The organism is Flavobacterium undicola, assembly GCF_009909155.2.
Taxonomy (GTDB): Bacteria; Bacteroidota; Bacteroidia; order Flavobacteriales; family Flavobacteriaceae; genus Flavobacterium; species Flavobacterium undicola.
The window spans coordinates 64,865-86,060 of record NZ_JAAAPM020000018.1 but is presented as its reverse complement, the minus strand read 5'-3'; the positions used below and the strand labels follow the sequence as shown (position 1 = coordinate 86,060).

19 protein-coding genes and 1 tRNA gene are annotated in these 21,196 nt (G+C 34.3%); 14 read left to right on the top strand and 6 right to left on the bottom strand.

Features of this window, described 5'->3' with window-relative positions; translation table 11 throughout:
- Nucleotides 1-225: 225 nt before the first annotated feature.
- Together GTZ96_RS11755 and GTZ96_RS11750 are read right to left on the bottom strand one after the other, a co-directional pair.
- On the bottom strand, nucleotides 226-702 hold the full coding sequence (locus tag GTZ96_RS11755) for a hypothetical protein (RefSeq protein WP_161644119.1): 477 nt from the start codon (nucleotides 700-702) through the stop codon (nucleotides 226-228).
- 128 nt (nucleotides 703-830) lie between these two features.
- A complete protein-coding gene (locus GTZ96_RS11750; RefSeq protein WP_161644118.1) occupies nucleotides 831-3,302 on the bottom strand; it encodes a TonB-dependent receptor in 2,472 nt (823 codons plus the stop codon).
- Between the two features lie 278 nt (nucleotides 3,303-3,580).
- Here GTZ96_RS11750 and GTZ96_RS11745 point away from each other — a divergent pair, with 278 nt between their 5' ends.
- Nucleotides 3,581-4,606: a 2-hydroxyacid dehydrogenase gene (locus GTZ96_RS11745; protein WP_161644117.1), complete on the top strand. Its 1,026-nt coding sequence runs from the start codon at nucleotides 3,581-3,583 to the stop codon at nucleotides 4,604-4,606.
- 62 nt (nucleotides 4,607-4,668) lie between these two features.
- On the opposite strand, the gene lysS is transcribed toward GTZ96_RS11745, so the two are convergent.
- On the bottom strand, nucleotides 4,669-6,372 hold the full coding sequence (lysS, locus tag GTZ96_RS11740; RefSeq protein ID WP_161644116.1) for a lysine--tRNA ligase: 1,704 nt from the start codon (nucleotides 6,370-6,372) through the stop codon (nucleotides 4,669-4,671).
- A 343-nt stretch (nucleotides 6,373-6,715) separates the two neighbouring features.
- On the opposite strand from lysS, the gene GTZ96_RS11735 reads away from it, so the two are divergent.
- A complete protein-coding gene (locus GTZ96_RS11735) occupies nucleotides 6,716-7,474 on the top strand; it encodes a hypothetical protein (protein WP_161644115.1) in 759 nt (252 codons plus the stop codon).
- 114 nt (nucleotides 7,475-7,588) lie between these two features.
- Entirely contained in the window at nucleotides 7,589-8,287 is a 699-nt protein-coding gene (gene lipB, locus GTZ96_RS11730) for a lipoyl(octanoyl) transferase LipB (protein WP_161644114.1), read from the top strand.
- Between the two features lie 166 nt (nucleotides 8,288-8,453).
- On the opposite strand, the gene GTZ96_RS11725 is transcribed toward lipB, so the two are convergent.
- Nucleotides 8,454-9,152 carry a ribonuclease HII gene (locus GTZ96_RS11725; RefSeq protein WP_161644113.1) on the bottom strand — a complete coding sequence of 233 codons (699 nt, stop codon included), beginning with the start codon at nucleotides 9,150-9,152 and terminating at the stop codon, nucleotides 8,454-8,456.
- Nucleotides 9,153-9,431: 279 nt separating this feature from the next.
- Between GTZ96_RS11725 and GTZ96_RS11720 the strand changes: the two genes are divergently transcribed.
- From GTZ96_RS11720 to GTZ96_RS11710, 3 genes are all read left to right on the top strand, one after another.
- Nucleotides 9,432-11,420, top strand: coding sequence for a putative porin (locus GTZ96_RS11720; RefSeq protein ID WP_161644112.1), 1,989 nt, complete (start codon nucleotides 9,432-9,434; stop codon nucleotides 11,418-11,420).
- An 8-nt stretch (nucleotides 11,421-11,428) separates the two neighbouring features.
- On the top strand, nucleotides 11,429-11,911 hold the full coding sequence (locus GTZ96_RS11715; RefSeq protein WP_161644111.1) for a 3'-5' exonuclease: 483 nt from the start codon (nucleotides 11,429-11,431) through the stop codon (nucleotides 11,909-11,911).
- Nucleotides 11,912-11,981: 70 nt separating this feature from the next.
- Complete coding sequence (locus GTZ96_RS11710) at nucleotides 11,982-13,256, top strand: DUF2851 family protein (protein ID WP_161644110.1); 1,275 nt, start codon at nucleotides 11,982-11,984, stop codon at nucleotides 13,254-13,256.
- A 69-nt stretch (nucleotides 13,257-13,325) separates the two neighbouring features.
- On the opposite strand, the gene GTZ96_RS11705 is transcribed toward GTZ96_RS11710, so the two are convergent.
- Nucleotides 13,326-15,230, bottom strand: a complete 1,905-nt coding sequence (locus GTZ96_RS11705; protein ID WP_161644109.1) for an SPFH domain-containing protein — start codon at nucleotides 15,228-15,230, stop codon at nucleotides 13,326-13,328.
- 132 nt (nucleotides 15,231-15,362) lie between these two features.
- Between GTZ96_RS11705 and GTZ96_RS11700 the strand changes: the two genes are divergently transcribed.
- Entirely contained in the window at nucleotides 15,363-15,590 is a 228-nt protein-coding gene (locus GTZ96_RS11700) for a PspC domain-containing protein (RefSeq protein ID WP_161644108.1), read from the top strand.
- Between the two features lie 55 nt (nucleotides 15,591-15,645).
- Here the strand turns inward: GTZ96_RS11700 and GTZ96_RS11695 are convergent, their stop codons facing one another.
- Nucleotides 15,646-17,127, bottom strand: a complete 1,482-nt coding sequence (locus GTZ96_RS11695; protein WP_161644107.1) for an amino acid permease — start codon at nucleotides 17,125-17,127, stop codon at nucleotides 15,646-15,648.
- A 45-nt stretch (nucleotides 17,128-17,172) separates the two neighbouring features.
- Here GTZ96_RS11695 and GTZ96_RS11690 point away from each other — a divergent pair, with 45 nt between their 5' ends.
- From GTZ96_RS11690 to GTZ96_RS11660, 7 genes are all read left to right on the top strand, one after another.
- A complete protein-coding gene (locus GTZ96_RS11690; protein ID WP_181033181.1) occupies nucleotides 17,173-17,325 on the top strand; it encodes a hypothetical protein in 153 nt (50 codons plus the stop codon).
- Nucleotides 17,315-18,205 carry a ComEA family DNA-binding protein gene (locus tag GTZ96_RS11685; protein WP_161644106.1) on the top strand — a complete coding sequence of 297 codons (891 nt, stop codon included), beginning with the start codon at nucleotides 17,315-17,317 and terminating at the stop codon, nucleotides 18,203-18,205. Before GTZ96_RS11690 ends, GTZ96_RS11685 begins: the two co-directional genes overlap by 11 nt.
- A 15-nt stretch (nucleotides 18,206-18,220) precedes the next feature.
- The gene (locus tag GTZ96_RS11680) at nucleotides 18,221-19,363 is read left to right on the top strand and encodes an acyl-CoA dehydrogenase family protein (RefSeq protein ID WP_161644125.1); all 1,143 of its coding nucleotides are present in this window, start codon (nucleotides 18,221-18,223) and stop codon (nucleotides 19,361-19,363) included.
- A 159-nt stretch (nucleotides 19,364-19,522) separates the two neighbouring features.
- Entirely contained in the window at nucleotides 19,523-19,717 is a 195-nt protein-coding gene (rpsU, locus tag GTZ96_RS11675; RefSeq protein WP_073240956.1) for a 30S ribosomal protein S21, read from the top strand.
- A 71-nt stretch (nucleotides 19,718-19,788) separates the two neighbouring features.
- Nucleotides 19,789-20,697 (top strand): tyrosine-type recombinase/integrase, encoded by a 909-nt coding sequence (locus GTZ96_RS11670; RefSeq protein ID WP_161644105.1) that lies wholly within the window; start codon nucleotides 19,789-19,791, stop codon nucleotides 20,695-20,697.
- 19 nt (nucleotides 20,698-20,716) lie between these two features.
- Nucleotides 20,717-21,019, top strand: a complete 303-nt coding sequence (gene hpf, locus GTZ96_RS11665; RefSeq protein WP_161644104.1) for a ribosome hibernation-promoting factor, HPF/YfiA family — start codon at nucleotides 20,717-20,719, stop codon at nucleotides 21,017-21,019.
- Between the two features lie 91 nt (nucleotides 21,020-21,110).
- Nucleotides 21,111-21,184: transfer RNA gene (locus GTZ96_RS11660), tRNA-Thr, on the top strand.
- Nucleotides 21,185-21,196: the final 12 nt, after the last annotated feature.

The following is a 21,196-nucleotide window of genomic DNA, read 5'->3' as shown; positions in this document are numbered from 1 at the left end:
ATAAGCTTTGCAAGCTTCATCATTTGGCAATTCTTTTATAAAGTTTAGTATGCTTTGTCCTTCAAATACTTCCATAACGACTGTTTTTAAAGACATAAAAATACAGAAACTAAATGACTAACTCAATTAATTATATTATAAAAGGAACCCAATTCGGGTTTCTTTTTTATCTAAATGAAAAAGCTGTTTCGCAATTAGTGAAACAGCTTTTTTGCTTTGGGATGTTTATTTTTTTACAGCACTACTATCTCTGTGTTTCATGCCTTTTCTCATCATTTCGTTGCGATCATGTTTTCTCATGCCTTCACGGTGATGTTGTTTTATTTCGTCCCATTTTTTAAATTGTTCAGGAGAAAGGATTTTTTTCATTTTACCATTCATCGCAATTTGTTCATCCAGCATTTTGCTTTTCATTTCAAAAATTTCGTCAGAAGTTGGTTTTGCTGTTTTAGCCTTTCTGTCTTTCAAATGAGCTTCTCTTTTTGCACCTTGTTCAGCGATTATTTTGCTCATTTCTTTTTGTTGGGAAGCATTCAAATCAAGGTCTAATGTCATTTTTTTTAACATTAGTTGATTGCGTTGTTCTGGAGTGAATTTCTCCATCGGATTTCCCTCAGGTCTTCTTGGTCTTTCTTTTCTTTCCTGTGCATAAGACGATACGCCGATGATAGCTACCAATGCAATAGTGATTAATTTTTTCATAATAAATTGGTTTAATTTTAAGATAAGACTTGAAACAATCTATAAAGTTTAATCATTAAGAAATAATTATGTTTTTTGTTTGCTTAAACAATCTGATTAGGAAGAAGATTTATGGTCGATAACTATTTTTATTGATTTAAAATAGATTTTGTTTTTTTTATTTGATAACTGCTTTTTACCACTATAGGAATTCCATTATTTGTTATTCCTTCTAAATCGACATTTACAGTTGTATCTACTTCATTGTTGTAATATGAAATGGTAGCATTTCCTTTTTCATCAGGCTGAATATAAGGATTCCAATATAAGGTGTTTCGAATATCGGCTTTGTCCTTTTCTAATGGATTTGGTTTGCTGTAATCAGGAGAATAGAAAAATCGGGTATTTTGATATCCATTAATAGGCATAGCTATAGAGTGAAAAACTTTTCTGCTTGTCGTACCTTTTCCAAGTTTGGTATAGATAAGTATGGCTCCATTTGCACCTTGCGAACCAAAAACAGCAGCTCCAGGACCTTTTATAGCTTCAATTTTAGCAATATCGTCAGTAGACATAAAAGACAAAAGATTCATATCAGTTTCTATTCCATCAACTAAAATAATCGGTGGTCCATCATAACGGTTAAAACGAACGGAATTAGCAGATGCTGTTACATTGGGAATGGCAATTTGGAGAAGCATAAAAATATTAGAATAATGTGGCCCTTTTTCTTCAGGAATATAAGTGAAATCGGCAAAACCGTAGCGACTTTCAGTTGTATCTTCTTTTTTCTTTTTTGCAGTAATAATTACATCTTTCAATTGATTTTCTTCAGGAATATTAAAGAGAATGTTTTTATTTCGAATGTTTGTTTTAATCTGAGTGATTTTGTTTTCTTCATCATTTAGAGGTTTAAGAGCTTTAAAATCTACAGCTATGGGGGGATTGTATATTGAGTCTAGCACAAATTCACCACTGTTTTTTCCTTTTTGATTTTTTGTATTGAGTAGCATAGTAGCAGTTCCTTTGAAAACAATATTGTTAAATTCAAATTTTCCATTCACATCAGTAGTGTCATTTAGCATTGCGGTAGCTTTGTTATTTAAAAGTAGCATTTGTACCTGGTTATTTTCTTTGGCAGTAGTACCAATTAAATTTTCTACTTTTCCTGCTATTGTAATTCCTTTTTCAACTTTAAAGTTTTTATTTACGTTGAGGTTTGGGAATTTTTTCCATACAAAATCACGCCATCCCTGGGTTAGTAAAAGTAAATCTAAATGATTTAATCTGGCAGGATTTGCATTGTTGAAATAGTAATTTGGGTTGTGTACTTTTCCTTTGATGTCTGAAGTCATCAGGAAATAAGAACTAATATTTACAGTGTCATCAAAATTTTCGTTAATGCCATTTGTATCCTTTACAGCTATCGAAAAATTAGCTATCAAAGGATTACCTTGTTTGTCTTTTGCCGAAAGGTTAAGGTTTACTTTTTCTTTTGGAGTATATTGTTTTTTATCAGTTGATAAAGACACAGTAATATCATTATTTTTTTCAATGTAGACTAATCGTTCGCTTTGAGGTCGAGAGAGTTTATCATAAAGTGTAATTTGTGCAATACCCTCCGGGAAATTTTCCTCGGGCAATATAAAAGAAAGTTTAGTGTCTTTTAAAGTTTGAGTTCCTTCAAAATAAGTGATGCCTCTTGTAGTGCAAATAAGTGTTAAATCAGCATCCGGGTTTTGATTTAGAGTAGCTGCGTTGGTTTTAATAGTGACTACTTTTTTGTCGTCAACCTTATTAATACTCAATGTGTAGCCTGTTTTTTGAACTTCAGGAATATTTATCTTTATTTCTTCATTGTTGGGTGTAATTACTTTGGCATAATACTTTAGATTTTTTTCGGGTTGCAATATGAATTTTCCCATGCCGTCATGACTGCTTTTGAATAAATTGATTTGTTTGTCATTAGCATCAAAAATCGTCCCTTTTATTTCAATTGGATTTCCGTAGGAATCCGTCGCTTTGAAGGCTATATTACTAATTACATCTTCTACTAGGGAACCGCCTTCAGGGAAAAAATCGATTAGAACTGCTGCTGTATTTTCAAGCTTCGAATTGTCTTTTTTGTTTTTTGAGACTGTTTTTGTGCTATTGTTTTCTTTGGATTGGATTGTGTTTTCTTTATTGGGAGTTATAATTTGGATTTCTTTTTTGAAAACAAAATCATCTCCATAATTCCGCATCCAATTTGTGTAAGCTCTTAATTGGTAGTTTCCTGGTTTGATACCAAGAGAATCAGCCAATACAAAATCACCATGACCAAGACCTCCTTCAAGGTTGGTTATATTGCGACTGATTATTTTAGAATCTGGCGAAATGAGCTCTACATAGAGTATTTTGCTATGATCAAAAAGTTGATTGGTATAAGCATAGACTGAATAGGCTTTGTACCATAATGATTCTCCAACCGTGTAATAATTATTGTCAGTATGTAAATATACTTTTTCAATCTCTGGTGGAGTAGTTTTTGTTTTAGCAATGGAATCGGTAGATTGTTGAGCAAAATTGATTGTGGGTATGCTGAAAAAAAATACAAGTAGATAAAATAATTTTTTTGTCATAGTGGTTATTCTTTGGTTCGGTTGAAATAGGGTATGCTTTTTTCTTTTTAAAGCATAAATGTAATCTATTTATTATATAGACTTGTTTTTTTAGAATTGGTTTAATATGCTGTTTCAGATTTAATGATTTATATTCAGATGTGATTTTGTTTTTGATAGTAGTTGTATTGCGTGTAATTGAATCTTTGCTTAAATAAAAGGTATTTCTCAGATACTTTAGGATTTATTCGCTAACTTGAAAATACTTTAAAATCAAAGGAATTCTTTAAAAATAGCTCATGAAACATCCCGTTTTACCATTAAAACCCAAAGTTGCTTTTTTTTCAACCCAAGTCTACGATAAAGTTTTCTTTGAAAAGTATAATATCGATTTTGGTTATCAATTAGATTTTTTTGACACCCAATTAAATGAGAAAACAGTAAAATTAATTAGCAATACTGATGTAGTTTGTGTTTTTGTAAATGATGTTGTCAATGAAGCAGTCATTAAACAATTGGCAGAAAGAAAGGTACGAATTATCGCCTTGCGTTGTGCGGGTTTCAATAATGTCAATTTAGAAGCCGCTAAAAAATACAATTTAAAAGTATGTCGTGTTCCGGCTTATTCCCCTGAAGCGGTGGCTGAACACGCCATAGCAATGATTTTGACATTGAACAGAAAAACACATAAGGCGTACAATCGGGTTCGGGAACAAAATTTTTCGTTAAATGGATTGTTGGGTTTTGATTTGCATGGCAAAACGGTTGGAATTATTGGAACTGGAAATATTGGTAAAGCGTTTGCTAAAATCGTTACAGGTTTTGGTTGTAAAGTCTTGGCTTTTGACATTGTTACCGATTCAGAAATGGAGAAGGATGGAGTAACTTTTGTCTCATTAGAAACTATTTTTAAAGAATCTGATATTATTTCGTTGCATTGTCCGTTGAATGAAAAAACAAAACATCTTATTGATAAAAAATCACTTTCCATGATGAAAGAGCATGTGATGATTATCAATACAAGCCGCGGAGGATTGATAGAAACAGCCTGTGTTATTGAAGGTTTGAAAGAAGGGAAAATAGGTTATTTGGGAATTGATGTTTATGATCAGGAAGAAAAGTTGTTTTTTACGGACCATTCTGAAGATATTATTCAGGACGATGCCATTCAGCGTTTAATGAGCTTCCCGAATGTTTTGGTTACAGCACATCAGGCATTTTTTACTAACGAAGCTTTAACACAGATTGCTCTAGTGACTTTCAATAATATAGAATCCTTACTCGCTCAAAACGATATTGATAATAAAGCGGCTTTGTTGGTTTAAAACACAAAACCCGTCTCGTTCTAAAAAACGAGACGGGTTTGAATATTATTCGAATAAAAAAACTATCCCACTAATTCCACTACTTTACTTTCGCCTTCAACAGCTACTTTAGTCAAGCCGTGTTTAGATAAACCTTTCATGGCAGTATCCCATTTTTTACCGCTTAAATAGGATTGTGTTTTTAGTTGACCCAATTCTACTTTGTTATCATTCGATTTCAATAAATCGATGATTAATTTTTCTTCGGCAGTCAATTCAATTTGGATTTGTTTTTTCTCAGGTCTCATTTGCGGGAACAACAATACTTCTTGGATAGAAGCATTATTCGTCAAGAACATCATCAAGCGATCCATTCCAATTCCTAATCCAGATGTTGGAGGCATTCCATATTCTAATGCTCTTAAGAAATCTTCATCGATAATTCCATTGGCTTCATCATCACCTTTGGCAGCTAAACGCATTTGGTCTTCAAAACGCTCTCTTTGATCAATTGGGTCATTTAATTCAGAGTATGCATTTGCAACTTCTTTACCACAAACCATCAATTCAAAACGCTCCGTCAATTCAGGATTGTCACGGTGTTCTTTACACAATGGCGACATTTCTTTTGGATAATCAGTAATGAATGTTGGCTGAATATAATTTCCTTCACATTTTGCTCCAAAAATTTCATCAATCAATTTTCCTTTCCCCATGGTAGCATCTACCTCAATTCCCATTCCTTTTGCAGCTTCGTATAATTCAGCTTCACTTTTCCCGGAAATATCAAAACCAGTAAAATGTTTGATAGAATCAGTCATCGTTACACGGGCATAAGGCGCTTTGAAACTAATTTGGTGTTCGCCAAAAGTAGCTTCGCTGGTACCATTCACGCCAATAGCGCAATGCTCTAACAATTTCTCGGTAAATTCCATCATCCAGTTGTAGTCTTTGTAGGCTACATATATTTCCATTGCCGTGAATTCAGGGTTGTGGGTTCTGTCCATTCCTTCGTTACGGAAGTTTTTCGAAAACTCATATACACCATCAAATCCACCAACGATCAATCTTTTTAAATACAACTCATTCGCAATACGCATGTACAACGGAATGTCCAATGAGTTATGATGCGTAATAAACGGACGCGCTGCAGCACCACCCGGAATTGCTTGCAAGACAGGAGTTTCTACTTCAAGATACCCGGCATCATTAAAGAATCCACGCATGGCGTTGAACAATTTAGTACGTTTGATAAAAGTATCTTTTACGTTTTGGTTCACCGTTAAATCCACATAACGCATACGGTAACGCAATTCGGCATCGTTAAAAGCATCGTGAACTTTTCCATCTTCATCCACTTTTGGCAAAGGAAGCGGACGTAAAGTTTTACTCAAAAAAGTAAAACCGCTTACACGAATACATTTCGCACCAACCTGCGTAGTAAACAATTCGCCTTCAATACCAATAAAATCACCTAAATCGGTCAGTTTTTTGAATACTTGATTGTACAAGGTTTTATCATCACCTTCACACAAAACATCGCGATTCACGTACAATTGAATACGTCCTTCACTATCTTGCAATTCAGCAAAACAAGCTTTTCCCTGATCTCTCACACTCATCAAACGCCCGGCAACAATCACTTTCTTACCTTCTTCGAAAGATTCCTTAATCTGCTTTGAAGTATGATTTACAGGAAAAAGATTAGCAGGATAAGGATTGATTCCTAAGTTGCGTAAAGATTGAAGTTTTTCTCTTCGGATGATTTCTTGTTCTGATAATGCCATTATAGTCTGATTTTTAAGACCGCAAAGATAGTCTTTATGTCTTAAAATCACAAAACCCTCATAAGGATTTGGCTTGGGCTCCCTCTCTTTTGGAGAGGGCGGGGGGAGAGGAGAATTTTTAGGAGCTGAAAATCTCCGTTTTCAATGACAATTCCTCCCGCTATCCACTATATCTTTTTATTTTGTTCCCTTCGACAAGCTCAGGGAACAAAATAAAAAGGATGCCGCTACTACCTGCCTGTCGGTAGACAGGTCGGGGCTATTAAGTTTATTTCTTTTCATAATAACAACAGAATAGATTTAAATCATACTTTGTATCTTTGGAAAAAAAATAAAAAGCACGATGAAATCAAAATTTTCACTACTTCTTACTTTCTTATTGGTATTAACGAGCTGCAATTTCACCGAAAATATTGAAGTTCATCCTGATGGAACAGGGACTTTTGCATTAGAAATGGATGGTGCCGGTTTGATGGCGATGGCTGGGGATAAAATTGGAAACGAATTGGCAACAAAAAAAGATACCAAGGTTGTTGATTCTACGTTTTCGTTCAAACAGATTTTTGAAACTAAAAAAGACAGTATCGCTAAATTGTCAGTCGAACAACAAGCGGCTCTGAAAAAGTTGGAAAACTTTGTAATGAACATAAAAATGAATCCAGAAGCAAAACAATTGCTGTTTTCTATGAACACTCCGTTTAAAAGCGTAAATGAATTAGATGGCGTGATGGAAAGTATGGGAGCGTTGAAAGACCTCAAAGGAAAATCAGATAAAAATAGTAATCCTGCTGCTATGATGAGTGGCATGGGAGATAATAATTCTAAATTAAGTTTTAGTTATAACGGCAAAAAATTTACTCGAAAAGCTGTAGTTTTAAAAGACCAAATCAAAAAAATAGCGACTGATTCACTTGGAATGGCTAAAATGATTTTTGCTTCATCAAAGTATACTTTGAAATACCATTTCCCTAAAGCTGTAAAATCGGTTTCTAATCCGGATGCCATGTTCAGTGCCGATAGAAAAACTATTACTGTGGAATATCCTTTTAGTGATTATTCCGAAAATCCCGAAAAACTAAATCTTGATGTTTCGTTTGAATAAAATAACAAAGTTGACGACTTTGTGACTCCTAGGTAAAAGAAAATAATTAATTGTATTTTTGCATTTCACAAATGAACGAACGAAAAAAGATTGCTTCGTTCCTCGCAATGACAGATGAATAAAAAAATCCAACTTCAAGATTTAGGCACGAAAGATTATAAATCGACTTGGGAATACCAGGAAGAATTGTTCAAGGGTATTGTCGACTTGAAAATTCAAAACCGTAGAGAAGAAACGAATCTGCCAACGCCGAATTATTTACTTTTTGTCGAACATCCTCATGTGTATACTTTAGGAAAAAGCGGTGATTTTGAAAATTTACTGTTGTCCGAAAAACAATTGGAAGCCAAAGGAGCCACTTTTTACAAAATCAATCGTGGTGGTGATATTACCTATCACGGACCAGGACAAATTGTAGGTTATCCTATCCTGGACTTAGAAAATTTCTTTACTGATATTCATAAATACCTGCGTTTTCTGGAAGAAGCCATTATTCTAACTTTGGCAGAATATGGTGTAGCATCCGGACGCAGCGATGGCGAAACAGGGGTTTGGCTAGGAGTGGGGACACCATTTGCGAGAAAGATTTGTGCTATGGGTGTGCGCGCTTCGCGTTGGGTAACCATGCACGGATTTGCCTTAAACGTCAATGCCGATTTGGGATATTTTGATAATATTATTCCGTGTGGAATTCGCGGAAAAGCAGTGACTACTTTAAACGTAGAACTCGGTGTCGAAAAAGTGGATGAGGAAGAAGTGAAAACAAAAATTCTAAAACATTTTACAGATTTATTCGAAGCGGAATTTCAATAAAATTTCCGTGTGTTTTTGGAACACAGATCTAACAGATCTTAGCAGATTAACACTGATTTTTTTCTATTTCTTTGCGTCTCTTCGCGGCAAAAAAACTTTGAGAACTTTGCGGTAAAATTTTTGGTACCCAGTAGTAAATCTTAAATTTAAAATCGTTAATCTACAATCATAAATTTAGAGCAAGCTGTTCCGGCAACAATCGAAAACTCATTCTATGGTATTTTGTAGTACCATATTTTCGAATAGCTTCACGGTGTTCTTTAGTTGGATAGCCTTTGTTTTTTTTCCAATTGTACATTGGAAATTCTTCGTGAATTCGGTCCATATATTCATCACGATAGGTTTTTGCCAGAACAGAAGCCGCAGCAATGCTTAAATATTTAGAATCTCCTTTTACAATACTTTGATTCGGAATTGATTTTAGTAATTCGATTTCTTCAGCGGTGAATTGTTTTCCGGTGGTGTTTTTTAGACCTAATTTGGCATTCAAACTTCTGTTGCCGTCTACAATAATAAATTCGGGGACAACATTTAATTTTAAAATCGATTCTTGCATGCCTTTCATTGAAGCATTTAGAATATTGATTTCGTCAATTTCATTTGGAAGCAAATGAGTAACGGCAAAAGTAACGGCTTGTTCTTCGATTATAGGACGTAATTTTTCTCTAATTTTTTCAGAAAGTTGTTTGCTGTCATTAAGTAAATCAAGAAGTAATTTTGTGGAATCGTTTTTCACTCCCTCTCCTTTGGAGAGGGTTGGGGAGAGGATAACAGCAGCGGCAGTAACAGGACCAGCAAGGCAACCACGACCCGCTTCGTCGGTTCCAGCTTCAAGAATTAGTTCAGAAAAAGTAGAGGCAAGCATATTATACCATTTATAATTATTTTTTAGTCCAATAGTTCCTGTATAATGCCGTTGTATATTTCATCTAGTCCAATTTTTATTGGACTAATTTGAAATAACAAACGGTATTGAAAGTTTTTCGAATGACAAAGATTATAAAATTTTTAAGATAATTGTTCGTTATTCTAACGTTTGCTTAGAAAGAAGGCTAAATTAAGTTGTTTTTTTATACGTTTTTATCGTTTACCTTTGCTTCATTATTAGTTTTGAAATAAAAGCCCAATCATATATCTGTTTCGAATGAGAATTCTCTTTTTTTTATATTTTTTAGCACTACCTACCTTGTTGTTTTCTCAAGTAAAATCAAGAGAAGAAGCACCTAAAAGAAGCTTTTCGGAAAGGTTGAAAGGAACAAATGATAAGGGAAAAGATACTGCCAAAGTCGCGACTATGGATATGTATCGTTTTATCACTTTAGAAAGAGATACTACTTATTTAGATACTGCGCTGACCATTCAAAGAGAGTATTCGATGAATTATCTTCGAAGAGATATTTTCGGACTATTGCCTTTTTCAAATGAAGGACAGCCGTACAATACACTTCAATATAGTTTAACGGAGAATTCGCCTTATCCGGAATTTGGTTTTAAGGCTAAACATTTCAATTTTTTAGAGGCAAACCAAATTAGGTATAGTTCCGTTGCAACTCCTGTAACCGAATTGTTTTTTAAATCTACCATTGGAAAAGGACATTCGGTAGATTCATTTTTTGCAGTCAATCTTTCGCCAAATTTTAATTTATCGATTGCTTATAAAGGATTGCGTTCAGAAGGAAAATACATTAACCAGCTAGCCAGCACGGGAAGTTTTAGATTTACGGCTAGTTATAACACTACCAGCAAACGTTATTCTATGAACGCTCATTTTACAGGTCAAGATGCTTTGAATGAGGAAAATGGAGGAATCACAACTGTGGGAGATTTTGAAAGCGAAGATGGAAAGTATACCAATAGACAGCGTTTGCAGGTGTATCTAACCGATGCCGAATCTTTTTTGAAGGCGAAACGTATTTTTGTGGACCATAGTTTTAGAATTAATCCAACTCACGGAGCCAATAATTTATATGTGGCGCATCAGTTGAATTATGAGAATAAATTTTTCGAATACTACCAACCTACCATACTTTCGGCGGTAGGGACTCAATCGGTCTCTCGATTTGGCGATGCCATTGTGGCTTCCAATCTTAAGGATCAAACTCATTACAATAAAATGTACAACAAAGCGGCTGTAATGTATGAGAATACTACGCTTGGGAAGTTTCAGTTTTTTATAGACGATTTCCGCAGTAATTTTTATTATAATCGGATATTAATTCAGGATGATGTCGAAAATCCTTCTGCTATACCAACTATATCAACAAAAGTAATTCCATCTACCTTAGCACGAAATATTAATAGTGTTGGTGGTCAATATGAATATCAAAAAAACAAATGGCATGGAAAATTTTTGCTTTCCAAATCAATTACAAAACAGACCTTGTCTAATTTAGACGCAAAACTGAATTATGATTTAAATGACGACTTCCAATTTGTTTTTGGATACCAAAATTTAAATAAATTGCCTAACGATAATTATAATTTGTACCAAAGTAATTATGTGGGTTATAATTGGTCGAATAATTTTAAAAACGAAAAAGTTAATATTCTTAGCGGAAGTGCCACAACGCCTTGGTTTGAAGCTTCGTTACAGTTGTCCACGCTTACTGATCATTTGTATTTTGAAAACACAGCAACTGATGAATCACAGCAAATAGTTACACCAAATCAATATGGAGGAACAATTAAGTATGTTTCTCTTAAATTGAATAAGGAGATTACTTTTGGGAAATTTGCGTTGAATAATACGATTTTGTACCAAAAAACAGATCAGCAAGAAGCAATTTTGAATGTTCCGGATTTAGTGACTCGTAATACTATTTATTACAGTAATTATTTCTTTAGTAAAGCATTATTTATTCAAACCGGAATTACGTTAAATTATTTCACGAATTATTTTGCCAACGATTATAACCCAGTTATTGGAGAGTTTTTTATCCAAAATAAAAAGGAAATTGGAAATTACCCTAATCTTGATTTCTTTATCAATGCAAAAATTCAGCGAACCAGAGTTTATTTAAAAGCCGAACATTTTAATGCGGCTTATACAGGGAATAATTATTATTCGGCACCTAATAATCCGTATCGAGATATGACTATTCGTTTTGGATTGATTTGGAATTTCTTTAATTAGTTTTAATAATGACTTTCACTGCCATAGATTTTGAAACCGCTACTGCTTTTCATCCCTGTTCAGTTGGGATTGTTACTGTAGAAAATGGGATTGTTGTAGACGAGTTTGTCACTTTGATTCAACCGCCTAATAATTTGTACAATCCTTACACGATACAAGTGCATGGTATTTATCCAAGAGATACAGCCAGGGCTAAAAACTTTCTTCAAGTATTTCCAGAAATTCAAAAACGTCTTCAAAATAGAGTGGTTGTAGCCCATAACGAGAGTTTTGATCGTAATGTTTTGGCCAAATCAATGGCCTATTACGGCCTAGATTATGCCGATTTGAATATTGCTTCAAAATGGGAATGTACCGTAAAAATTTATAAAGCAAAAGGCTTGAAACCTACCAAACTTAGTGATTGTTGCCATGCCATGAATATTAAATTGCAACATCACGAAGCATTGTCTGATGCCAGAGCTTGTGCTCAATTATTTCTTAAACAATAATATTTCTTTCAAAAGTCATTAGTGTAAGTTTTTTCACTAAATTAGTGTATTAACTTTTTAAGTCACTAAGATGAAAGAAGATTTTTTACACTATCTCTGGAAATTCAAGAAGTTTGATACATTGCATTTAAAAACTTCAAATGAACAAGAAATTACCATCATCAATGTTGGTCAATATTTAGAACTAGCTGGTCCGGATTTTTTTAATGCTCAAATGATTATTGGAAATCAAAAATGGGCAGGTAATGTCGAAATTCATCTCAAATCTTCCGATTGGTATGTGCATCATCATGAAGAAGATGCGGCTTATGAAAATGTGATTCTTCATGTAGTTTGGGAACACGATACCGAAGTTTTCAGGAAAAACAATTCTGAGATTCCTGTTTTAGAACTCAAGAGCTATGTCGACAAGGAAGTCTTAACTAATTATCAAAGATTAGTGAGTCCAAAATCATGGATTTTTTGTGAGAAACAATTATGTGATTTAGATGATTTTGTTTTGAAAAATTGGCAAGAACGCTTGTTTTTTGAGCGATTAGAACGAAAATCAAAAGCTATTTATGATTTGTTAGAAGAAACCAATAAGGATTGGGAAGCAGCCTTGTTTTGCATGTTGGCTAAAAATTTCGGATTGAATACTAACGGTGAAACCTTTTTGAAAATCGCAAAAGCAATTCCTTTTTCAATCATAAGAAAAGAAAGTTTTGAAGTGGAGAATTTAGAGGCACTTTTATTTGGTAAATCTGCTTTATTGGATTCAGATAAAGAAGATACTTATTTTAAAGACTTAAAATTCAGATATTTTTATTTGTTACATAAATACCAATTAGAGCCAGATAACGAAGGACAGCTGCAGTTTTTTAAACATCGTCCAGATAATTTTCCGACTATTCGTCTTTCGCAATTGGCTCATTTGTATCACTTGCATCAAAATTTATTTTCGAAAATCAATAGTAATTATTCAATTGAATCCATTTATCAATTGTTTCAAGTAAGTACTTCGACTTATTGGGAAATTCATTATCAATTTGACAAAGTGAGCCCGAAGAAGACGAAGAAATTATCCAAATCTTTTGTTGATTTATTGTTGATCAATACGATTATCCCCATTCAGTTTGCCTATGCTAAAAGTCTGGGAAAGGAGATAGCCGAGGATTTGATGGCAATTTTAGTTGCGGTTTCGCCTGAGAAAAACAGTATTATAGATAAGTTTGCTTCATTTGGTGTTTTATCCAATTCTGCTTTCGATTCTCAGTCGCTATTGCAGCTTAAGAATGAGTATTGCAATAAATGTAAATGTTTGGACTGTGCCATTGGAATGGAATTGTTGAAGAAGAGTAGTTAAGAGTATGCTATAATTTTACAAAAAAAAAAATCCGCTGTGAAGCGGATTTTTATGTCAATTGAATGAAAATTAATTTTTCTTAGAATCGTCTCTTTTGGTATCCATCATTTCCATTAGTTTCATGCCTAAAAGACCACTTATTCCACCATCAGAACCGGAATTTCCAGAAATTAATACATCCGGAATGACTTTAATTTGTCCTTTTCCTATTTCTTCGGTTATTTTATATTTGGTGAAGTTGTCACCTCCCATAGCAGAAACCTGTAATTGGTAAGCTTCAGCAGTAGATTTTCCTATTGCCATAATCTTTTCGGCTTCGGCTAAACCGGTTTTAGAAATTCTTTCAGCTTCAGCACTTGCTGTTAATTTTGTAGCTTCAGCTTGTGCTCCGGCTCTTGCTTTTGTAGCTTCCGCTTCGGCATTGGCGCGCATTTTTGTGGCCTCGGCTTCCGCATTTACATTCAGTTTTAAACTGGTCGCATCTCCTTCTGCTTTTTTAACGGTGGCATCGGCAGTTCTTTGGGCGATTTCAACACTTTGAGATGCTTTTACAATTTCCTTTTGCATATCGGCAATGGCGGTTTCTTTTTCGACACCCTGACGTTGTTCTTGCGCCATTTTTTGGGTTTGATAAGTTTTTTGTTCTTCCTCGGCAATTTTTCTGTCGGTTAGGGTTTTCATCAATGATTCCGGTGGAACAATATCTCCAATTAAGGTGTCAACGGCATTGACATTGTATTCGTCTAAAACTACTTTAATATGATTTTTAGCCGATTCCTGACGTTCTTTTCGGGTAGAAAGAAACGAAATCACATCGCTTTCCTGAGCCGAGTTTCTGAAATAATTTCCAATGGTTGGTTCCAAAACCTGAGAAACAAGATTGTTCATGCTTCCAAATCGGGCAATTACTTTTGGCGCTTCATTAGCGGGAACGTGAATAATCTGAGAAACATCCAGATTGAAAGGGAAACCATCTTTGGAACGAACTGTTATGGTAGATAAGTTTTGATCCAAGTTATGAGATTCGCTTCTGGCATCAGCCCAGTTTAAAACTAAATTGGTTGTAGGAACAGGTTCCAGCTTTGTAGTGTATTTATTAAGCGCATATTTTCCCGGTCCGAAAGGTTCCATCCAAACCCCTCGTTGTCCTTTTGAAACGATATTTCCGTGTTTGAAAGTATCTCCCGTTACATCTTGTCCGTCCTCACCAATATAAGAAATGACCACACCAACATATCCGATTGGCACATCGGTCATGGGAGTTTGCTCTATTTGAATTGCCCAGGAATTGATGTAATAAGAACCGGCAAGCATTACTTGAGGCTGTAATCCACGGTTTCCTCCATTTTTTAAAAATTGGTCAAAATCCTGAAAGTTATTGTGGTTATCTACAAATTTACCGGCAATTTGACCAATAGGAATTGGCTCTCCGTCCATTGCGGTTACGATTCCAACCATATTTTCCGAAATCACTATTTGTGGAGACACCACAACTTCAAACAAAAAAGTATTGATACGATAAGAACCTGTTGTTATAAATGCTGATTGACGTCCTTTTTGTCCGCCATTGTCGAGAAATAAAGTCGCATCTTGAAAATTATCTGAACTTACTTTTTGAGCAAGAATTCGACCTGTAGGTATTTCAGCACCATCTTTACTCAACAGCAATCCGATATTTCCTTCTGGAATAATGGTAAATGGAGTCATGTTTACCGAATATTGCCAAGGCCACATTGCCCAATACAATCCCGGAGCAAGGGTTTTGGCTTGAAAACCGGCTTCCCCTTTTGTGGCAATAATTCGGCCATCCGGTAATGATTTTTCAGCTCCAAACAGAACGAATTTTTTAGTAACCAAACCAATTTTGTCTTCCGGGACGATTACCATACCGAAGAAAACTCTCAGTACGAATTTGTAAAGAAAAAGACAAAGAAATAGTAATAATACCCACCAGTAATCTGTAAATGTTGTCATATTTTTTTGAAAGTTAGTTAAATCAAAAATAGATTATTTTTCTCACTTTTTAAATTAAAAGCAGATTATTTATTGCTTAATAATTTTGACGATATAATTTTGTAATTTTACCCAATACAAAAAAGAACATAAATGTCAGTTATAATTAAACTTAAATTTTTTCTCGAAAAACATGGATTTCATGTGTCTTCCAGACTGGCAGATAAGTTAGGGATGCGAGCCAATAGCGTTCGATTGTTCTTTATTTACATTTCGTTTGTGACCGTAGGACTTGGTTTTGGAATCTATTTAATTCTGGCTTTTTGGATTCGATTGAAGGATTTGATTAGAGCCAAACGAACATCCGTTTTTGATTTATAAAAAAAGCCCTCTGAAAATTTTAATTTCAGAGGGCTTTTTTTAGAGAGTTATTACACTATTTTGTTTCTTCGGGATTGTTTAAAACACTGTTTTTTCGACTAAATGAAAAATAAACAACGATTCCTATTGCCATCCAGATAAAAAGTCGCATCCAGTTTACCCATCCCAGTCCGTACATCATCGCTAAACAGACAACAGCACCTAATATTGGTACAAAGGGTACAAATGGAGTTTTGAATTCGCGAACCAAATCAGGTTCTTTCTTTCTTAGAATAATTACCGAGATACAAACTAAAACAAATGCAAATAAAGTTCCTATACTGGTCATATCTCCTACGATGTCTCCAGGAATGAATGCTGCAAATCCACCAACAATTACAAGAATTGCAAGATTAGCTTTGTAAGGAGTTTTGAATTTTGGATGTACATCGCTAAACATTTTAGGTAGCAATCCATCTCTACCCATAGAATAAAAGACTCTTGATTGTCCTAAAAGCAATACCAGAATTACGGAAGAGAAACCTGCAAGAATAGCTATAGTAACAAATTCTCCAAGCCATTCATATCCTATCATGTATTTGTTTATAGCAAATGCTACTGAAGCTTCTTTCCCGCCTGTTCTAAAATCTTCTACTGTAGCAACTCCTGTAAGAACGTGTGCAAAAAGAATGTATAGTACAGTACAAATTGCTAATGAACCTAAAATTCCAATTGGCATTGCTGTTTTTGGATTTTTTGTTTCCTGAGCAGCAGTACTTACTGCATCAAAACCAATGAAAGCGAAAAATACGGTTCCAGCTGCTCCTAGAATACCCATTATTCCTCCATAAGAATGATCAATTCCATGTTCATCAGTAAAAACAGAACTTTGTGGTATATAAGGAGTGTGATTAACAGGATTGATGAATTTCCATCCTATATATATAATAAGGATTACAATGGTTACTTTTAGAATAACAATGATACCGTTAACAAAAGCCGATTCCTGAATTCCTTTAATTAATAATAAGCTAATAACTGTAACTATAAATAGAGCCGGTAAATTAATGATTCCATGAACACCTTCTGCAGATGTTTGAAATGGAGAGTGCGAGAATTCAAATGGAATTGGGCTGGTGTGTATGACATTTATTAATAAATCATTCAGGTATTCACTCCAAGCGATTCCTACTGTGGCTCCTCCTACAGCATATTCTAAAATTAAATCCCAGCCAATTATCCAGGCTAGAAATTCACCCATGGTTGCATAGGTATAAGTGTAGGCACTTCCTGAAATAGGTATTGAAGAAGATAATTCGGCATAGCAAAGTCCTGCCAAAGCACAACCTATTGCTGCTACTATGAATGCTAATGTTACTGATGGTCCGGCACTTTGTGCTGCTGCTGTAGCGGTTCTTACAAATAATCCGGCGCCAATAATTGCTCCAATTCCTAAGGCAATTAAAGACCAGGCTGTAAGAGTCCTTTTTAATCCTTTTTCAGAATCTTCTGCTTCAGCTAAGAGTTTAATTAGTGGTTTCTTGTTCCAAATAGACATGGTTTTGAGGTTTGTTATTGTTAAGTGCCAAATGTATTATTTTTTATGAAAAGAACAATGACTTTGGATTTAAGTTGTAGTATTAATGTTAAAGTGGTTTTTAGCTTGGGTTTTCCTTATGATTTGTTAGTTTTAAGTATTTATTTTATATATTTAGTTAGAAAAAGAACTGATTTAATAGATACCAATGAATTTTAAAACTATTAAGGCTTATTTTAATTTTTCAAAAGACCAACAAAAGGGAATTCTTTCGTTGTTTTTTATAATCATTGTGCTGCAGTTGGTTTATTATTGGGTGGATTTTAGTCCAGTTTCGAAAGTTAATCCGGAAAAACAAAAATGGCTTTCGTTAGAATCCCAAATAGATTCGATGGAAAACCATTTAAAAAATGAGGTTCCTAAAATTTATCTTTTTAATCCAAATTTCATCACAGATTATAAAGGCTATAAATTAGGAATGTCAGTTGTGGAGTTGGATAGGTTGCATGCTTTTAGAAAAGATAATAAATATGTGAATTCTGCGAAAGAATTTCAAACTGTAACTGGTGTTTCTGATTCTTTATTGGTGGTTATTTCTCCTTATTTTAAATTTCCTGATTGGGTAAAAAATAAACCAACATCTAAATTGGTAGCATTTTCAAATACGAATCCGAAGGTTTTTTCGAAAAAAGAAAAAACAGTTGTTAAGGATATTAATCAGGCTACTCAGGAAGATTTGATTAAAGTCTATGGAATAGGAGATGCAATTTCGATGCGAATTTTAAAGTTCAAAGAGAGTTTGGGTGGATTTGTTTCGATGGATCAAATGAAAGAGGTTTGGGGTTTGTCGCCTGAAGTTATTCAGAGTTTGAATGCAAGTTTTAAGGTGGGAACTCTTTCGAATATCAAAAAAATCGATATTAATAATGCTTCTATGAAAGAATTAGCGCAGTTTCCTTATTTCAAATATAATCTGGCAAGGGAAATTGTGATCTACAGAAGTATGAATGGCGATATTAAAAATGTTGCTGATTTAACAAAAATTAAGGGAATGTCTATTGAAAATGCAAATATTATAGCCTTATATTTGGACTTTTAAAAATAAGCCATAATGATGCATTTTGATTACAGCGAGACGCAAAACATGATTGCCCAATCTATAAGGGATTTTGCAGAAAAAAATATAAGACCTTATATAATGGAATGGGATGAGGCGCAAATTTTTCCAGTTCCTTTATTTAAGCAATTAGGAGAAATGGGCTTTATGGGGGTTTTAGTTCCTGAAGAACTAGGTGGCTCAGGATTAGGTTACCATGAATATATTACTATTATTGAAGAAATTTCTAAAGTAGATCCGTCTATAGGATTGTCAGTTGCAGCACATAATTCTTTGTGCACTAATCATATTTTGACCTTTGGTAACGAAGAGCAAAAAAAGAAATGGATTCCTAAATTGGCAACGGGTGAGTATATTGGAGCATGGGGATTGACAGAGCATAATACAGGTTCGGATGCTGCAGGTATGAATACTACGGCTAAAAAGGATGGCGATTATTGGGTTGTTAATGGAGCGAAAAACTTTATTACTCATGCTATTTCTGGAGATGTTTCTGTAGTAATTGTTCGAACTGGTGAGAAAGGAGATTCCAGAGGAATGACTGCTTTTGTTTTTGAAAAAGGAACTGCAGGGTTTTCTTCGGGAAAAAAAGAAAATAAATTAGGAATGCGTGCTAGTGAAACGGCTGAATTGATTTTTGATAATTGTCGAATTCCGGATGCGAATAGATTAGGTGAAGTAGGAGAGGGTTTTATTCAAGCGATGAAAATTCTCGATGGAGGAAGAATTTCTATTGGAGCACTGTCATTAGGAATTGCAAAAGGAGCTTATGAAGCGGCTTTGAAATATTCGAAAGAAAGACATCAGTTTGGAAAAGCTATTTCCGAATTTCAGGGAATTTCGTTTAAATTGGTAGATATGGCCACTGAAATTGAAGCTTCGGAGTTGTTATTGCATAAAGCGGCTTTCTTAAAACAACAGCATCGTCCTGTAACTACGGCTGGTGCAATGGCTAAGATGTATGCTTCTGAGGTATGTGTGAAGGTAGCAAATGAAGCGGTACAAATTCACGGAGGTTATGGTTACACGAAGGATTATCCAGTAGAAAAATTCTACAGAGATGCTAAGTTGTGTACTATTGGCGAAGGAACTACCGAAATTCAAAAGGTAGTGATTTCGAGAAACTTGTTGAAAGAATAAAGAATAAAGAAGTTTTGTAATCAACTAAGATGAAATCTATTTTCTTTTTTCTATGTTCTCGGTTCTATTTCTTTCTAAAAAAATAATCTGTAATTTATAACTCATAATTAATAATTAATAATTACTTTTGCAGCCTTAACGAGAGGAGGTGTCAAAATTATGTTAATTATACCAATTAAAGACGGAGAAAATATCGATAGAGCATTAAAGCGCTATAAAAGAAAATTTGATAAAACTGGAACAGTTCGTCAATTAAGAGCTCGTACAGCTTTCATTAAGCCGTCAGTTAAAAATAGAATGAAATTCCAAAAAGCAGCTTACATCCAAGGTTTGAGAGATAGCCTAGAAAGTTAGTAGTTTTTTTGAAACGAAATAATACCGTTAGTGGTCAGATTTTTTATAAATTTGATGCTAACGGTTTTTTTATGGCTACAAATTTAGAAGCATTTGCAGATTATCTTCAGAAAGAGAAAAAATATTCTCCGCATACTCTGTGCGCTTATGTGAAAGACGTCTCTGATTTTCAGGATTATAATTTCGTTAATTTTGATCAAGGCGCCATCGATCGTGTTGAGTATGCTCAAATCCGATCTTGGATTGTGTTTTTGGTTGAAAGTGGTCTGTCGACTATTTCTGTAAATAGAAAAATAGCTTCCCTGAAAGCATTCTATAAATTCCTTTTGAAAATTAAGCAAATTGAAGTAAGTCCGCTGTTAAAGCATAGGTCTTTGAAAGTGTCTAAGAAAATTCAGATTCCTTTTTCGGAGAAAGAATTGGTGCTTGTTTTGCAAAATATTGAATCGGAAGAAGGTTTTGAGGCGGTTAGGGATCGATTGTTAGTGGAGCTGTTGTATTCTACAGGTATAAGAAGGTCAGAGTTGATTTATTTAAGAGTAGATGCGGTTGATTTTTCTAATTCGACTATTAAGGTTTTAGGGAAAAGGAATAAAGAACGATTGATTCCGGTATTGGTTGTGGTGTTAAAACAAATGCATTTGTATCTTAAGGAGAGAAGTGATTTGGAGATTGTTAAGGATGTAGAGTATTTTTTTCTAACAAAAAAAGGGTTAAAATTAAGTGAATCGTTTGTGTATCGCTTAATAAATTCATACTTTAGTAAAGTCTCTGAAAAGGTAAAAAGAAGTCCGCATATGTTAAGACATACGTTTGCAACTCATTTATTGAATAACGGGGCTGATTTGAATTCAGTTAAAGAGTTGTTAGGGCATTCTAGTTTGGCTTCGACGCAGGTTTATACTCATAATAGTTTATTAGAGTTGAAAAAAGTCTATGCGGGGGCTCATCCAAGAGGTGCTGATGATTCTAAAGTTTAACCATAAAAAAATATCGATTATGAAGGTAAATGTTCACGCCGTTAACTTTGCTGTTGATGGAAAACTAGTAGATTTTGTTCAAGAAAGAATGAATAAATTGGAAAAATACTATGACAAAGTGGTTTCTTCAGATGTCTATTTAAAAGTAGAAAAGACAAGTGAGAAAGAAAATAAAATTGTGGAGGTGAAAATTAATGTACCGGGTGATGATTTCTTGGTAAAAAAACAATGTAAAACTTTTGAAGAGGCAGTTGAATTATCGGCAGAATCATTGGAGCGTTTGTTGGTAAAAAGGAAAGAAAAAGTAAGAACGCATATATAATTGAAATTTTTTTAAAAAAATGTTTTGATTGAGAGATAAAATCTATACATTTGCAGTCCGTTAGAAATAGCGGACTTTTTTTATTGAATTTGCCAGCGTAGCTCAGTTGGCTAGAGCAGCTGATTTGTAATCAGCAGGTCGTGGGTTCGAGTCCCTCCGCCGGCTCAAATAAGACTG

What these genes read in the sequence shown, in the direction of transcription:
- lysS (WP_161644116.1), bottom strand. Translation starts at nt 6,372, where the DNA reads ATGGCATTATCAGAACAAGAAATCATCCGAAGAGAAAAACTTCAATCT.
- GTZ96_RS11755 (WP_161644119.1), bottom strand. Translation starts at nt 702, where the DNA reads ATGAAAAAATTAATCACTATTGCATTGGTAGCTATCATCGGCGTATCG.
- GTZ96_RS11700 (WP_161644108.1), top strand. Translation starts at nt 15,363, where the DNA reads ATGTCAGTTATAATTAAACTTAAATTTTTTCTCGAAAAACATGGATTT.
- GTZ96_RS11685 (WP_161644106.1), top strand. Translation starts at nt 17,315, where the DNA reads ATGAATTTTAAAACTATTAAGGCTTATTTTAATTTTTCAAAAGACCAA.
- GTZ96_RS11750 (WP_161644118.1), bottom strand. Translation starts at nt 3,302, where the DNA reads ATGACAAAAAAATTATTTTATCTACTTGTATTTTTTTTCAGCATACCC.
- GTZ96_RS11705 (WP_161644109.1), bottom strand. Translation starts at nt 15,230, where the DNA reads ATGACAACATTTACAGATTACTGGTGGGTATTATTACTATTTCTTTGT.
- rpsU (WP_073240956.1), top strand. Translation starts at nt 19,523, where the DNA reads ATGTTAATTATACCAATTAAAGACGGAGAAAATATCGATAGAGCATTA.
- GTZ96_RS11720 (WP_161644112.1), top strand. Translation starts at nt 9,432, where the DNA reads ATGAGAATTCTCTTTTTTTTATATTTTTTAGCACTACCTACCTTGTTG.
- GTZ96_RS11725 (WP_161644113.1), bottom strand. Translation starts at nt 9,152, where the DNA reads ATGCTTGCCTCTACTTTTTCTGAACTAATTCTTGAAGCTGGAACCGAC.
- GTZ96_RS11690 (WP_181033181.1), top strand. Translation starts at nt 17,173, where the DNA reads ATGAAAAGAACAATGACTTTGGATTTAAGTTGTAGTATTAATGTTAAA.
- GTZ96_RS11735 (WP_161644115.1), top strand. Translation starts at nt 6,716, where the DNA reads ATGAAATCAAAATTTTCACTACTTCTTACTTTCTTATTGGTATTAACG.
- GTZ96_RS11680 (WP_161644125.1), top strand. Translation starts at nt 18,221, where the DNA reads ATGCATTTTGATTACAGCGAGACGCAAAACATGATTGCCCAATCTATA.
- GTZ96_RS11745 (WP_161644117.1), top strand. Translation starts at nt 3,581, where the DNA reads ATGAAACATCCCGTTTTACCATTAAAACCCAAAGTTGCTTTTTTTTCA.
- GTZ96_RS11715 (WP_161644111.1), top strand. Translation starts at nt 11,429, where the DNA reads ATGACTTTCACTGCCATAGATTTTGAAACCGCTACTGCTTTTCATCCC.
- hpf (WP_161644104.1), top strand. Translation starts at nt 20,717, where the DNA reads ATGAAGGTAAATGTTCACGCCGTTAACTTTGCTGTTGATGGAAAACTA.
- GTZ96_RS11710 (WP_161644110.1), top strand. Translation starts at nt 11,982, where the DNA reads ATGAAAGAAGATTTTTTACACTATCTCTGGAAATTCAAGAAGTTTGAT.
- GTZ96_RS11670 (WP_161644105.1), top strand. Translation starts at nt 19,789, where the DNA reads ATGGCTACAAATTTAGAAGCATTTGCAGATTATCTTCAGAAAGAGAAA.
- GTZ96_RS11695 (WP_161644107.1), bottom strand. Translation starts at nt 17,127, where the DNA reads ATGTCTATTTGGAACAAGAAACCACTAATTAAACTCTTAGCTGAAGCA.
- lipB (WP_161644114.1), top strand. Translation starts at nt 7,589, where the DNA reads ATGAATAAAAAAATCCAACTTCAAGATTTAGGCACGAAAGATTATAAA.